General features: G+C 62.9%; 12 protein-coding genes. 8 read left to right on the forward strand and 4 right to left on the reverse strand.

Annotated elements, in window-relative coordinates; genetic code table 11:
• The first annotated feature begins 2 nt into the window (after positions 1-2).
• The 6 genes from SGJ19_08820 to SGJ19_08845 are packed head-to-tail and all read left to right on the forward strand — an operon-like array spanning position 3 to position 5,495.
• Complete coding sequence (locus SGJ19_08820; protein MDZ4780341.1) at positions 3-1,388, forward strand: cbb3-type cytochrome c oxidase subunit I; 1,386 nt, start codon at positions 3-5, stop codon at positions 1,386-1,388.
• Positions 1,381-2,073, forward strand: coding sequence for a cbb3-type cytochrome c oxidase subunit II (locus SGJ19_08825; GenBank protein MDZ4780342.1), 693 nt, complete (start codon positions 1,381-1,383; stop codon positions 2,071-2,073). Before SGJ19_08820 ends, SGJ19_08825 begins: the two co-directional genes overlap by 8 nt.
• Entirely contained in the window at positions 2,063-2,389 is a 327-nt protein-coding gene (locus tag SGJ19_08830) for a hypothetical protein (protein MDZ4780343.1), read from the forward strand. The genes SGJ19_08825 and SGJ19_08830 overlap by 11 nt, the downstream gene beginning before the upstream one ends.
• A gap of 51 nt (positions 2,390-2,440) precedes the next feature.
• The gene (locus SGJ19_08835) at positions 2,441-2,617 is read left to right on the forward strand and encodes a hypothetical protein (protein ID MDZ4780344.1); all 177 of its coding nucleotides are present in this window, start codon (positions 2,441-2,443) and stop codon (positions 2,615-2,617) included.
• Positions 2,614-4,797 carry a cation-translocating P-type ATPase gene (locus SGJ19_08840; GenBank protein ID MDZ4780345.1) on the forward strand — a complete coding sequence of 728 codons (2,184 nt, stop codon included), beginning with the start codon at positions 2,614-2,616 and terminating at the stop codon, positions 4,795-4,797. The genes SGJ19_08835 and SGJ19_08840 overlap by 4 nt, the downstream gene beginning before the upstream one ends.
• Positions 4,794-5,495, forward strand: coding sequence for a sulfite exporter TauE/SafE family protein (locus SGJ19_08845; protein MDZ4780346.1), 702 nt, complete (start codon positions 4,794-4,796; stop codon positions 5,493-5,495). The genes SGJ19_08840 and SGJ19_08845 overlap by 4 nt, the downstream gene beginning before the upstream one ends.
• Positions 5,496-5,511: 16 nt before the next feature.
• Here the strand turns inward: SGJ19_08845 and SGJ19_08850 are convergent, their stop codons facing one another.
• Positions 5,512-7,293 carry a CRTAC1 family protein gene (locus SGJ19_08850; GenBank protein MDZ4780347.1) on the reverse strand — a complete coding sequence of 594 codons (1,782 nt, stop codon included), beginning with the start codon at positions 7,291-7,293 and terminating at the stop codon, positions 5,512-5,514.
• A 65-nt stretch (positions 7,294-7,358) separates the two neighbouring features.
• On the reverse strand, positions 7,359-8,696 hold the full coding sequence (locus tag SGJ19_08855) for a tetratricopeptide repeat protein (GenBank protein ID MDZ4780348.1): 1,338 nt from the start codon (positions 8,694-8,696) through the stop codon (positions 7,359-7,361).
• 348 nt (positions 8,697-9,044) lie between these two features.
• Here SGJ19_08855 and SGJ19_08860 point away from each other — a divergent pair, with 348 nt between their 5' ends.
• Positions 9,045-10,406, forward strand: coding sequence for a trypsin-like peptidase domain-containing protein (locus SGJ19_08860; protein ID MDZ4780349.1), 1,362 nt, complete (start codon positions 9,045-9,047; stop codon positions 10,404-10,406).
• 203 nt (positions 10,407-10,609) lie between these two features.
• A complete protein-coding gene (locus SGJ19_08865; protein ID MDZ4780350.1) occupies positions 10,610-11,542 on the forward strand; it encodes a thiamine-phosphate kinase in 933 nt (310 codons plus the stop codon).
• A gap of 107 nt (positions 11,543-11,649) precedes the next feature.
• Here SGJ19_08865 and SGJ19_08870 read toward each other — a convergent pair whose 3' ends face one another.
• Together SGJ19_08870 and SGJ19_08875 are read right to left on the reverse strand one after the other, a co-directional pair.
• A complete protein-coding gene (locus SGJ19_08870; protein ID MDZ4780351.1) occupies positions 11,650-11,952 on the reverse strand; it encodes a hypothetical protein in 303 nt (100 codons plus the stop codon).
• Positions 11,953-12,144: 192 nt separating this feature from the next.
• A partial coding sequence (locus SGJ19_08875) for a TolC family protein (protein MDZ4780352.1) occupies positions 12,145-13,903 on the reverse strand: 1,759 nt, incomplete at its 5' end.

Consider the following 13,903-nt stretch of genomic DNA (forward strand, 5'->3'; position numbering starts at 1 on the left):
ATATGACCGACGTGGCAGTGAGCGAAAACATCCAGCACGTCGACGATCTGGTCGATCGTAAGCTGGTCCTCTGGTACTACCTGGCGGCCGTGACGTTTTTCGCCATTTCACTCCTGGGCGGATTGCTCATGGCGCTCCAGTTGGTGCGCTGGAATCCGATCCAGGGGATCGAACTGATGTCGCCAGGGCGCTGGCGAATGGTCCATACGAACGCCATTGCGTACGGGTGGCTGGCGAACGCCTTTCTGGGTTCGCTGCACTGGGCGATTCCACGGCTTACCTTGCGTCCCGTCGCGAATCGGGCCCTCAGTTGGTTTATTTTTGCCGCCTGGCAATTCGTGGTCCTGGCCACGGCCGTCGGCATCTTGCTCGGCGAAGCGCAAGGCATCGAATGGGGCGAAACCCCCGTCTGGATCGATCCTTTGGCGCTCGCCGGACTCGCCCTCGTGGCCGTCAATTTCATGGCGCCGATCGTGCGAGCCAAGGGACCGCTCTACGTCTCGCTCTGGTACTTCATGGCGGCGTTCGTCTGGACCTTCCTGACCTACGCCATGGGCAACTTTCTGCCTCAGTATTGGATCAGCGGCTCGAGCGGCGGCGCGATCGCGGGTTTGTTCATCCACGATCTGGTCGGGCTGTTCGTCACGCCGCTTGGTTGGGGACTGATGTACTACTTCGTGCCAATCCTGCTCAAGAAGCCGATCTGGAGCCATGGACTGTCACTTGTCGGTTTCTGGGGATTGGCCTTCTTTTACCCGCTGAACGGCATCCACCACTTCCTGTACACGCCGATCCCGATGTTCCTTCAGTACGGCGCCGTGATCGCCACGGTCGCCGTCGAATTGGTCGTCACGACGGTCGTGATCAACTTCTTCGGCACGCTCCGGGGTTCCGGCCGGGCTGTCGTGACGAACTTGCCGATCCGCTGGTTCTATACCGGAATGGTGTTTTATTTCATCACCTGCCTGCAGTGCGCCATGCAGGTGACGCTCACCTTCCAGGCGCTCATTCACTTCACGGACTGGGTCGTCGGACACGCGCACCTGGTGATGTTCGGCGTGTTCAGCTTCTGGCTGATCGGCATCATGGTCCACCTGATCCCGCGGCTGTGCGGCAACGAGTGGTACAGTCGCGAACTTCTCGAATGGCACTTCTGGCTCTCCGCCGGCGGCTTGTTCGTGATGTTCGTCGACCTGGGACTGGCCGGCATGTTTCAGGGCTACTTCTGGGCCTCGCTGTTGCCGTGGGACGTGTCCGTGGACGGCTCGTATCCGTTCTGGATCGTGCGCCTGTTCGCCGGCCTGGCGATCATCGGCGGACAACTCTGTTTCTTCTACAACCTCTATCGCACGCTCACAGCGCCGCGAGGAGCGACCGCGCATGTTTGAAAGTAAATCAGGCGTCTTGTTGATCGGCGGCATCGGCTTCTTCCTGTTGGCCTTCGTGTCCAACGCGATGGTGCCGATCCGCATGTACCAAAACCTGCCGGAGCAAACCGCGCAGCAATTGGTCAACGAGAACCTCGCCTACCAGTTCGAGGATCTGCACAAGCGCTACCCCGAATCGTTCGAGGCGGCATATGGTCAGCCGCCAGCCGACGCGCCTCAGCAGGCGACTTGGTATCGCGAGCAAGCGGCCGGCGCACTGCTCGTGGGGCGCAAGGCCTACGTCGCCGAAGGCTGTTGGCATTGCCACAGCCAGTTCATCCGCCCAGTCTCGCGCGAGGAAGACCGCTGGGGCGCGGTCTCCAAGTCGTGGGAATATCAAAACGAACTCCAGCGCCCGGTGATGTTCGGCACGCGGCGAGTTGGGCCGGACCTGACGCGAGAAGGAGGACGCCGCGCCAACGATTGGCATGCCGCGCACTTTTTTAAGCCTACGCTGGTGAGCGCCGATTCGCCGATGCCGGAGTACCCTTGGTTCTTTGACGGCAATCCCAACCAGCCGAACGCGCGTGGGCTCGGCCTCATTACTTACATCCAATGGCTCGGTTCCTGGCACGAGACCTACCCGTATTACGAGCGCTACGAACCGCTCGCGGCCGTCAACAGTGGAGGGGAAGATGAAGAGTAATCCCGAAACCGCGCCAGCCGATCTTCGCGCCGCGCGCCTGCGACGCCTGGTGACCGGCGCACTGGCCGTGGCGATCCTGATTCCCAGCTTGTGGGGCTTCGGCACCAAGTTCGTCGAGTTCGTGGCGCTATATCGCGGCGACGCCGACGGCGCATTCGCGGTCTCGCCAATCTTGAACTACCTGTTGGCCAGCCTCGGCTTCTTGTGCCTATTCGGTTGGGCCACGCTGCACGGCATGTTCCGCGACATCGAAAGCCCCAAGTACGCCATGCTGGAAAACGAGCGCCGGTTGGACGCCGGGCATACGTCGGGCTAGCGTACTGCGTTCTTAGTACAGCACTATTTGCCCACCCGAAAGCAACCCGCCATGGCAGAAGTCGAAGATCCCGGCGCTCGCGAAGAACACCAACACCACCGTTACATGGGCAGCCGGATTCCCTGGTACGTGCGGATGATCTGGATTTTGTTCTGGATCTTTGTGGTGTACTACACGATCCAATACCTGTTCCCAGACCTTCGCGCCAGCCTGTTGGCCCCGACATGACGAGCGCGCCGTCTGAGACTTCCGCGTGCGCCTATTGCGGTCTGCCGCTTCGCGGGACCGTGGCGGCGGCGGCCGGCGCGGAGCCGGACTACTGCTGTTTCGGTTGCCGTCTCGCGGCGGCTGTCAACGATGAACGCGGCGATCACGGCGCCGTGCGCGGCACGCTCACGCGGCTGGGACTCGGCGTGTTCTTCACGCTCAACGAGAGCGTGTTCAGCATGGCTCTGTGGACCAGCGACGTCTACTCGCACGATGCCAGCGGCGGCCCAATGGCCAGCACGCTGGAAGATCTGTTTCGGTATCTGAGCTTGCTGTTCGCTTTACCGGTGCTGTGGCTGCTCGGCGGTCCTTTGGCCGCCAACGCCTGGCGTGATTTCCGCCGCGGCCGCTTTTCCGCGGACCTGTTGCTCGTGGCCGGCGTGTTTGCTTCGTTCGCGTACTCGATGGTCAACGTGTTCCGCGACGCAGGTCAGATCTATTTCGAAGTCGGCTGCGTCGTGCTCACGATGGTCACGCTCGGCCGCTGGCTCGAAGCCACCGGCAAACTCAAGACGACCGAATCGCTGAGCGCCTTGGAAAAACTGCTGCCAGAGTTTGCCCAAGTCCGGCGCGACGAAGGCTGGGTGAAGACCCCGCTCGCGGAGGTCCTGGTTCACGACGTCGTGCGCGTGTTGCCCGGGGAGCGCCTTCCCACCGACGGAGTACTGTTAAGCGCCGTCGTGACCGTCGATGAACAACTGCTCACCGGAGAAAGTCGCCCGGCGGTGAAGGAACCCGGCGATACTCTCCTGGGAGGCGCGCTCAATCTCGACGGTGATTTACGGATGAAAGTCACGGCGCCGGCAACGGCAGGGACGCTCGCCCGGTTGATCGACGCGGTGCGTAGCGCGCGGCTTCGCAAGGGACGCTACGAACGCCTGGCCGATCGCGTCGCGGCCATGTTTACGCCGGTGGTGAGCGTCATCGCCGTCGCGACGCTCGTCGCGCATGCCGCGTGGTCTGGGTGGGAAGCCGGCTTGATGGCGTCGCTGGCGGTCGTCTTAATTGCCTGCCCGTGTGCGCTCGGCATTGCCACGCCGATGGCCGTCTGGGCGGCGCTGGACGCGGCCGCTCAGCGACAAGTGTTGTTCCGCCATGGCGAAGCGCTGGAGCGACTGGCCGAGGTCCGCGCGATCCGCTTCGACAAAACCGGCACGCTGACTACCGGCGTCGCCGAAGTCTCCGACGCCGTATTTGGCGACAGCGTCGACGCCGACGAAGCGCGCGCCGTGACGGCAGTCCTGGCACGGAGTTCGCAGCATGTGTTTTCGAGCGCTCTCACTTGCTACTTCGATGCTGCACCGGACGAATCCCTGATCGGCGACGTGCGCACCGTGCCCGGCCGTGGATTGCTGGCTACGCGCGCCGCCGATGGCAGGGAAGTGATTCTCGGAAACCTGGCCTTGATGCGCGAACACGCCTTGTCGCTCGACGAAGCGGTCGCCCGCCGTGTTAATCGCGCTTTGAAACGAGGCGAGTCCTTCACGCTCCTAGGTTGGGCGGGACAGGTACATGGCGTGTTTGTTTTTCGCGAGCAACTCCGCGAAAGCGCCGCCGCGGCGCTGAACGAATGCGCGGAGCTCGGGTTGGATCTTGCCGTCCTGACCGGCGATCACGCGGCCCGCGGCAAATCCTTGGCCGGCGCCCTGAGGATTCGTGTCATCCCGGAGTTGCTTCCAGACCAAAAGTTGGTGGCGATCGCCGCTGCGCAGCGGGAATACGGCGCTGTGGCGATGGTCGGCGACGGCGTCAATGACGCTCCGGCCTTGGCCGCCAGCGACGTTGGCATCGCCATGGGCCAAGGCGCTGATCTTACCCGCGCCGCGGCCGCGATCTGCCTGACGAGCAACGACTTGTCCCGCCTGCCTTGGGCGATTGCGCTGGCGCGCAAGAGCGTCCGTATCATGCGGCAGAACCTCTTCTGGGCGTTCGCTTACAACGTGCTCGGCATCCTCCTGGCCGCGGCAGGCTGGTTGAATCCGATGTGGGCAGCCGGCGCGATGGTCGTCAGCAGCCTCGTCGTCGTGGTGAATTCGCTGCGGTTGCGCGACGATCCAGCGACTGGCGCGTCGACGCAGGTCGCCTGGCCGGACGCGCCGCTGTCGGCGCACGCGCACCAAGCTGAGGAGTTGCACGCATGATCGAATGGCCGCTGATCTTGCTGGGCGGGTTGCTGGGCTCCGCGCATTGCATCGGCATGTGCGGCGGCTTTGCGATGGCAATCGGCGCCGGCGCCAACAGTTGGTCGCAAAACCTTGGCAGGCAACTCATTTACAGCCTAGGCCGTGTGACCACGTACGCCGCGGGGGGCGCCATCGCCGGCTTTGGCGGCATGCGACTTGCGCGGGCATGGGAAGGCTGGATCAACGTCCCCGCCGTGCTGGCGCTCGTGGCCGGAGTGCTGCTTATTACGCAAGGCGTATTGGCGACCGGCCTCTGGCGGCCGAGTAATCGCCACTTTCAACACCTCGCCTGTCTGTCGGGCTCGATGTTCCGCTCGTTTCTCTCCGCGCCAGGTTGGAGCGGCATCTTTGTCGCAGGTTTGTTCACCGGCTTCTTACCCTGCGGCCTGGTCTATGCTTACATCGCCCTGGCCACGAGCGCCGGCGATTTCCTGAAGGGCGCAGCGGTCATGGCCTGCTTCGGACTGGGCACTTGGCCGATGATGATTCTCACCGGCGCCGGCGCATCGCTCGTCAGCGTGCAAACGCGCCGCAAGCTGATGTTCGTCGCGGCCTGGTGCGTCGTCGCGACCGGCGCCATCACGATCGCGCGCGGATACGGCTACCTCGAATTACCGTCACGCCCGGCAGCGCAGACCTGCCCGTTTTGCCGCTAATCCGTATACCGCCCTGCTAATCCACGGCCTGCCCCGCGCCCTGCGCCACTGCAATCGTGCGGTCCACGCCATCGACAGGGAAGCGTTCCTGCTTGCCGTCCGGCCAGGTGACACGCAGCGATTTCACTTCGGCATGCTCGCCGAGTCCGAAATGCGCGCGGGGATCGTTGCTAGCCAAATAGCTGTACGCCGGATTCGCCTGGCGGACGAGTTTCTTGCCAGCCAGTTCGATCGAGACCTGCGCGCCGTGCGCATCGCGCTTGCCGGTGCGCGTGCGCACCGCCAGCCAATGCCGACCCGCGCGCGCCACATCATTGCGGAAGATCCGCAGCGTGTTATCCAGGTTGTTGGCGACCAGATCAAGATCCCCGTCCTCATCCAGATCGCCAACGGCAAGTCCGCGCGTGACCTCCGGCCGCGCACCGAATTCGCCGGTCTTCGGACCGAGGAATTCGAACTTGCCTGTTCCGTCGTTGGCAAACAATAGTTTGGGCTCCCCGAAGCGATTCCAGAACGCGCCGAGATTCGCGCCGGGAAAGACCGGTCCGCGGGTGACGCGCCCGTTGGCGATCGCGATATCGAGATCACTGTCGAGGTCAAAATCCAGGAACGCGCAGCCCCAGCCGGTATACGGGCGGTCGATCGGCGCCATGCCGGCGTCAGAGGTGGAGTCCGTATAAAGTCCGTCGGCCGAAGCGAGGAACAGCGTATTCGTCTCGCTCGTGATGTGGGTTTTCAGCAGGTCGAATAATCCGTCGCCGTTAACGTCTCCGGCCGCGGTTCCCATGCCGGCCTCAACGCGCCCCGCGCCGTTAAAGGCGCAGCCCACGATGGCGGCCTCGTCGTTAAACGTGCCGTCCTGGCCGTTGATCCAAAGTTGCGCCGGCTCTTCGTCGTTCGCGACGTAGATATCAATCCAACCGTCGCCGTTGAAATCGCCGGTGACGAGGCCCCAACCCCGCGCCGGCGCGGTCATCTTGGCTTCGACAGTCACGTCGCTGAACGTGCCGTCGCCGTTGTTGCGGAACAGCGAATCGGCCACGCCGTCGAACGTGTGCGGGCCGCAGTAATCCAGTTCGGCGTCCGACGCGGAACCCTTGCAGCGCTTGTTCGGGTCGAAGATCGCGAAACGCACGACAAACAAATCGAGATCGCCATCGCGGTCGTAGTCGAGGAACGCGGTCGAGGAACTCCAGTGATGCTCGTGCGGGAATCCGGCCGCCGCCGTGACGTTCTCGAAGGTCCCGTCGCCGCGGTTGCGATAGAACGCGTCGTACCCGTAGTTGGTGACGTACACGTCGAGATCGCCGTCGTTGTCGACATCGCCAATCGCCACGCCGTGGCCGAAACCGGGATCGTTTAACCCCGCGGCGTCGGGCACTTCGCGAAACGTATGATCGGGCTGCTGCTGGTAGAGTCGGTTCGGCGCCGGAGTATCGAACGAGCCAGGCGGGGCATGGCAGATCTGGTAGATATCCAAGTCGTCGTCACCGTCGTAGTCGAACAGCGCCAGGCCGCCGGGGGTGATTTCCGGCGTTTGATATTTTCCATCGGGCCAAGGCCCAGCGGGGTTCTTAATGCCCGCGGCCTCGGTGATATCGGCGAAAATGGCGTCGCCGGCCGGTGGAAGATTGGTGACGGCGCTGCCGCCCGTTGTTTCGGCTGCGACTTCTTTCTTTGCGGAGGACGTGCCGCTCGCGTTGGGCGCCGCCGTCGAGGAAGTTGTGTTCTGGGCGCCGCAAGCGCTCGTGATGATCAGGCCGAGCGCGGTGAGCGCCGTCGCCGTGAAGCGTCGCATAAGATGGCCGTCGAGATAAGTTGAAGAGAAGCGTCGGCGCGCACCAGACGTAAGTGCGGCAACGATCATGATCCAGGACTGGTCGCCGGCGTCAAGGTTGCGCTCCAAGCGCGGGCCTCGGATTCCGACGCAAACGGACCGACATTTTCCAGGGCGCCGCGCAACAGCGTCTTCGCCTGCTCGGTCTCGCCGGCAGCCTCAAGGATGCGCGCCGCGTAGTACGCCGCGTCGCGGCTCAACTGAGCATTCGCCTTGACGCGCTTCAGACTGGCATGCGACTCGGCCTCCTTGCCGTCGCGAAAGAGCGCCCAGGCCAGGGTGACCGCAGCGTCGGCGCTCTCCGGAAACCGTTGCGAGTTGATCGCGGCGAGCTCCACGGAGCGCTGCACTTTGGCGGCATCATCGCTGGACGCGAGCGTCCAGGCCAACAGATTCACCACCAAGATGTTGCCCGGCATCGATTCACGTAAGGCTTCGAGTTGCACTTCCGCGTCGCTGAGTTGACCTTGATAGAACGCCGCCTGCGCCGACAACAACCTCGCGTCGAGCGAGTCGCCGTTCAACTTGATCGCCTCCGCGGCATGCTTGGCCGCGGCCTCCAATTGTCCGGCTTCCCAATTCCATTGCGCTGCGCCGAGCTGCGTGCGAAAGTCCTGGGGCGCTTTGTCGAGCGCGTACTTGATCCACTCCTCGCCTTTTGCCAGCTGATCTTGTTGCAAAAAAAGCATCGCCATCATGATCGGCGCCGGCGGGCCGCCGGTGGCATTGGCGGTCGCGAGTTGAAACTCAGCGAAGGCCTCTTTCTCTCGCTTGAGCATGAAATACGCGCGCCCTAGGCGCTGATGTGCGGCCATCTTTTTCGGGGCAACTTCAATCCAGCGCTTGAGCCGGGTGGTCGCCAGTTCCCATTGCGTGCGGGCCTCGGCGACCGCCGCCAGGCCGGCGCAGAGCCGGCCTTCCAACTCCTGGCGGCGGTCCTTGTTTCCCTTGAACTCTTTCCACAGCGCTTCGCCGCGCCCGTACAAGGCGTCGGCTTCGGTCCAGCGTCGTTCACGGATCAGCAGGTCGCCCAGAATTAGTAATGTCTCGGGATCCTCAGGATGCTCGACCGCGGCCTGTTCTAGCGACAGCCGACCCGCGGCGTAGTTGTCGCTACTGAAATAGAGATTGGCGAGCATGATTCGCGGCGGCGGCAAGTGCGGATAGTCGGCGGCCGAAGTCTTGAGCCGCTCGAACGCACCGTTCACGTCACCCTGCTCGAACATCTCAATCGCGGCGCGAATTTCCGCCGGGTGCGTCGCCGCGCCATCGTCCGAGGACGGAAGTTCAATTGGCGCTGCGAAGCACACCGGGCCAAGGCCACTCCCCAATAGGGCGCTAGCCAGGAAAGCAGAGCGAAACATGCGGGTCCCAGAAGCCGGGTAAAGTAGTGTGTTACTCTCACCAGTATAGTCGCCCGCGTGGCAGGAATAGTCGTTTTCGCCAATTCCCTTTGGCCTGCCGACGCTCATGCCGCAGCACCGGCACAAGCCGGAAAGTTTAACAACAGGCAACGTACCTAACGTCAACCTGGGTTGAGTGTTCCGGTTGCTAGCACGAGAGGTGGAGCAAGCCTCTGGCGGGGGACGATTTAGTCAGCGAGTCCACCTGCATTGGCAGGCCACGTTCGCGGCCCGCACCGCGCTCGTTCGCCCGCCTGGCAGGATTGGTTGAGAGTGCAGCCACGACCCCACTCCGGCCGCCCGACCCCAATGCGCTACCGACAACTTTGTTCGCCCGCCTATCGCGCCGCTTTGACCTTGGGGCTGAGCCTCTTCACAGGCTTCGCCAATGTGCCCCTTCGTCCCGCGGCGGCTTCCGAGCTGCGGGAAACCCCGATCGTCAAGGTCATCAACGCCGCTCGGGAATCGATCGTCAACATCCAAGGCGAAAAGACGGTCGCCCAGGACGACGGGCAGCATGGCCCGGGAGAACCCTACCGGCGCGTGAACGGCATGGGGACCGGCGTGGTGATCGACGCCCGCGGTTACCTGCTGACCAACCACCACGTCGTGGACGGCGTGCGGCGGATTAACGTTGCGCTGGCCGACAAGCGGAACTTCACCGCCACGGTGATCGCCCGCGATCCGCAGACTGACCTGGCGATCTTGAAGATCGACACGAAGGAATCGTTGCCCGTGATCTCGATCGGCACGTCCAGCGACTTAATGCTCGGCGAGTCGGTGATCGCCGTCGGCAACGCCTATGGATACGACCACACCGCCACGCGCGGCATTGTGAGCGCCCTGCATCGCTCGGTGCAAGTCAGCGACGTCCAAAACTACGACGATCTGATCCAGACCGACGCCAGCATCAACCCCGGCAATTCCGGTGGCCCGTTGATGAATATCGACGGCGAAATGGTGGGTATCGTCGTGGCCGTTCGCGCCGGCGCCCAGGGAATTGGCTTTGCCATTCCCGTCGATAAGGCCCTGGCCGTCGCGGCCGAAATGCTGAATCCGCAAAGCCTGGGCGTGGCCTGGCACGGCGTCGAGGCGAAGCACCTGGCCGGCAAATCGCCTGGCTTCGTGGTCGAACGCCTGGCCGATTCGAGCCCCGCCGCGTCGGCCGGGCTGGAGCCGGGAGACACCGTGCTTTCCGTCGACGGCGAAGCGGTGGAACGCCCGCTGGATTTCGAACGCTGCCTGTTGGGGCGGAGAGCCGGTGAGGAAGTGAAGGTCCAGGTCGACCGGAACGGAGAATCCAAGGAACTGGCACTCACGTTGGCCACCTTGCCGGGGGGAATTCCGGCCGATAGCGACCCCGTTTGGGGGCTATTGGGCTTGAAGCTCAAACCGATCCCGTCTAAACAGTTCCAGCAATATCGTTCCCGTTATCGGGGCGGTTTGACGGTTTTGGAAGTGCGTCCGGACGGCCCCGCGGCGAAGCAGGGGATCCGCCGCGGCGACGTCCTGGTCGGCATGCATGTCTGGGAAACGATTTCGCTGAATGATGTAAGCTATGTGCTCAATCGGGAAGACTTCGTCGACCTGGATCCACTGAAGTTTTACATCCTCCGCGACAACGAAACGCTCTTCGGACATATGACCGTCTCGCGACGATTGCAGAAGTGATTTCGTTGGAAACGCAGTGGCGCTGAGACGCAGAGGAGAGGTGCGAGGGAGAGCGGATCAACGATGCGAGGCAGGATGCTCGCAACCTAGAGTCCGCTGAGTGCTTGGTTCGTAACTTCTAGCCTCGTACATCACGATTTTGACTTCTTTTCGGCACGGATGCCCATGTTCATTCGACCCCCGCGACAGTTGTTGACCGGAACATGGAATTCGAGTTCCTCGCCTGGCTCGCTCGACGGCTTCCGCCCGACCCACGGCTCGGGCTGGGGCCCGGTGACGACGCTGCCGTATTACGGCTGGCCGACGGCGCAGAATGCGTCGTTACCAGCGACCTCGTCGCCGACGGCGTCGACTTCCACCTCGCGGAAGCTGGTCCGCGCCGCGTAGGTCGCAAGGCGCTCGCGGTGAATCTCTCTGACGCGGCGGCCATGGCCGCGCGGCCGACTGCGGCGATCATCAATCTGCTACTGCCTCAGCACGGCGCGCTGCAACTCGCGCAAGAACTGTACGAAGGCTTGCTGCCACTTGCGGAACGCTTCGGCGTTTCCATCGCCGGCGGCGATACGAACACCTGGGCCGGCAAGCTGGCCGTGAGCATTACGTTGATCGCCGAACCGACCGCGCGCGGTACGCTGCGGCGCGACGGCGCAAAGCCCGGCGATCGCATTCTGGTGACCGGCGCATTTGGCGGCTCGATCTCCGGACGGCACTTCGATTTCGAGCCGCGTGTCAGCGAGGCGATGCGCTTGCATGCCAACTACGAATTGCACGCGGGACTCGATTGCAGCGACGGTCTGGCCATCGACCTTTGGCGCATAACGGAAGCCAGCGGCTGCGGCGCGATCCTCGATCTACCCAGCATCCCCATCTCCACCGCGGCGACCGCCCTCGCGGAACAAGAACGCCTCGCCAATAATCCCAAAGCGCGCACCGCGCTGGAGCACGCCCTCGGCGACGGCGAAGACTTCGAACTGATCCTAGCCGTCCCGCCAGAAGAAGCCGCCCGCCTTCTGCGCGATCAACCGCTGGGCATTCCAGTCACCGACATCGGCAGCATCACCTCCGCGCGCGGCCTGACGGCGAAACACGGGGACGGAACGGTAAAGGTGCTAGAGCGGACGGGGTGGCTGTACTGAGTGAAATGATCAGCGCATTGCCTCCTTACCATCTCCTTTACTCCGCCGGACAGAAAAGGGGGGACAAAAAGGTGACAGGAACGAATGGCCCTTGAACATTTCTAACCCTATGCCGCCATTCGTCTTTTGTAGTGGTCACGTGGTTCGCGCATGAGTTTGCCTTGTTTGGTTCGTCGTTTTCTGACTCGCGGCTCGATTCGGTCTGGTCGGCTGCCGACGACGTTAGTCGCAATGGCATCGGGCAGCGCATGGCGCCAGTCCGCCGTCGCGAGGCGCGTGGTCAACAGCGGCAACAGGTTGGTGATCGTTTGCAGCGCCCCTTGGAAGCTCACCGTCCAGGGCGGTCTGTCCGCCTGAATCGCCGCCACGGCCATCAGTTGGCGGATCAGGTTATGGGCCGCCAAGTGCATGGATAACTCGGCGTTTTGCAGCGCAAGTGGTCCATCTGGAGCACGGTCTTGAGGCTTCTTAAGTTGAGCTCGGGTTACTTGAAAGCGTGGGTAGCTGGGGCCTAGCGAGTACGCTCGACCCTAGCCACCCACGAATCTTGATGACCCGAACTCGTAGTCTTGACGGAACACAAGTTCCTTCTGAGGGCGTGCTCAGTTCGCCGGAGGCGGCAAATCCGGCGTCGGCGGTTGCGGGGGCATGTTTTCTTGTTGCTGCCGCAGGCGTTGCTCTTCGCGCAGAGCCTTGATTTCCTCCGGATCAATATATGGATCCGGCCCGATATGTGGCTTGCGCGAGATCGGGTCGCGCAAGTCGAACGTATTCTCCGACGGTTGGTTGCCGGCGGGATACATCGGCGTATTCGGCGTCGACGGCATCGCGCGCGGATACGTGCGATCCGGGAGCAACCGCGTGAAGGGCCCAATCGCACGGAATCGTTCTTCGTAGAACCGCACGCCGTGCGTTTCGAGAATCGTGCCGGTCTGTTGCTCTAGATTCGCCAGTTCAATGTTGTACTGCGATAGCGACTGGGCCTCTTGACTCACCGCGTTGCCCCAAGATGTGATCGCCGTGAGCACGTTCAAGTAGATGGTTTGGTTCGCCACGAATTGCGCGAATTGGGCTTCCAGGTTGACCCGAGCCGCCTCGCGCAGTTCGCGAAACGCCAGGTACTGTTCGTAGAACTGAGCCAGACTGCGCACGCTGTTTGCCAGATCGTGCGTGGCGTTGTGCATGCCCTGATTGAGATTCGCGCGATCGCGGGCGATCAATAACTCTTGCTGGCGCACGCCGGCCCGACCAGCGCGCAGGCCGAGCGGCACCGAAAACGTCACGCCAGCAGTCCAATCGGTGAACGCGCCGTCTTCGGAGCGAATATAACGATCGTCAGGCGTGCGTCCTTCCAGGCCGTTCCAGCGGTAGAGCGCCATGGCGTCGAGTTGCGGCAGCGCATTGTTCCGCGCTTGGATGAGTTGCTGATAGTCCGCGTCGAGCACCAGTTTCAGTTCGATCAAGTCCGGCCGCTGTTGCTCGGCGAGCGACAGGAGTCCGTACCACTCTGGCTGCACGCGCCCTCGCGCCGGCGGCGTCACCGGGATGAATCGCAAATCATCACTGGGCGGCAAGCCGAGTAAATTGCGAAACGCCGCTTCCAGTTGTAACAGGCTCGCCTGGGAGGAAATCAGATTTGCCCGGAATCCGGCCAGGGCCGTGCGGGCCTGGGCCACGTCGGCCAGATCCACGGACCCCGCGCTCAACCCCGCCTCGGCTCGCTGGAGCGCTTCCGTGCCTTGGAGGACCTGTTGTTCGCGCGCCCAGACGTCGGTCCGCGCGAAGACGATGTTCCAATAGCCTTCGATGGTCCCGCGCACCAATCCCTGTACGGAGTCCTTCATTTGGAAGAAGGAACGCTCCGTGTCGATTCGCGCTAGTACGATCGGCGCCCGATTGAACGCCGGGCCGAAGCCCTGCAAAATCGGCTGCGTCATTCGCATGTCGGTGGCCGTCGTGGTCTGCGAATTCAGTGGCAGCCCAAAGGCGTCGGTGCGGAACGGATTGATGTCGTAATTGACGCTGCCCGTGCCGCCCAAGACGTTGGTTTTCGCCAGGCCCGTCGTGGACCGGAACTGGTCGTTTTGGTTTCCGGTGATAAAGGAAGTGACGGGCGGCCCGATCGGCGGTAGCGCTTGCGCCTGCGGTTGCTCGAAGTGCGAGAAATCGTTTTGGGATTCAATCCTAGGGTCGAAGCGTCCACGTTGCACGTCGATCTGCGTGTTGCTGATCGCTGGGTCGTAAATCGTCGCGCCGCTCGAGGACGCCGACACGCCCGTCAATACGCGAATCACTTCTGAGTTGCGCAGCGAGATCTGAATCGCGTCGTCTAGCCCCAAATACTGTTGACGCAGCCCGGTG

It is taken from the genome of Planctomycetia bacterium, assembly GCA_034440135.1.
Lineage (GTDB): Bacteria > Planctomycetota > Planctomycetia > Pirellulales > JALHLM01 > JALHLM01.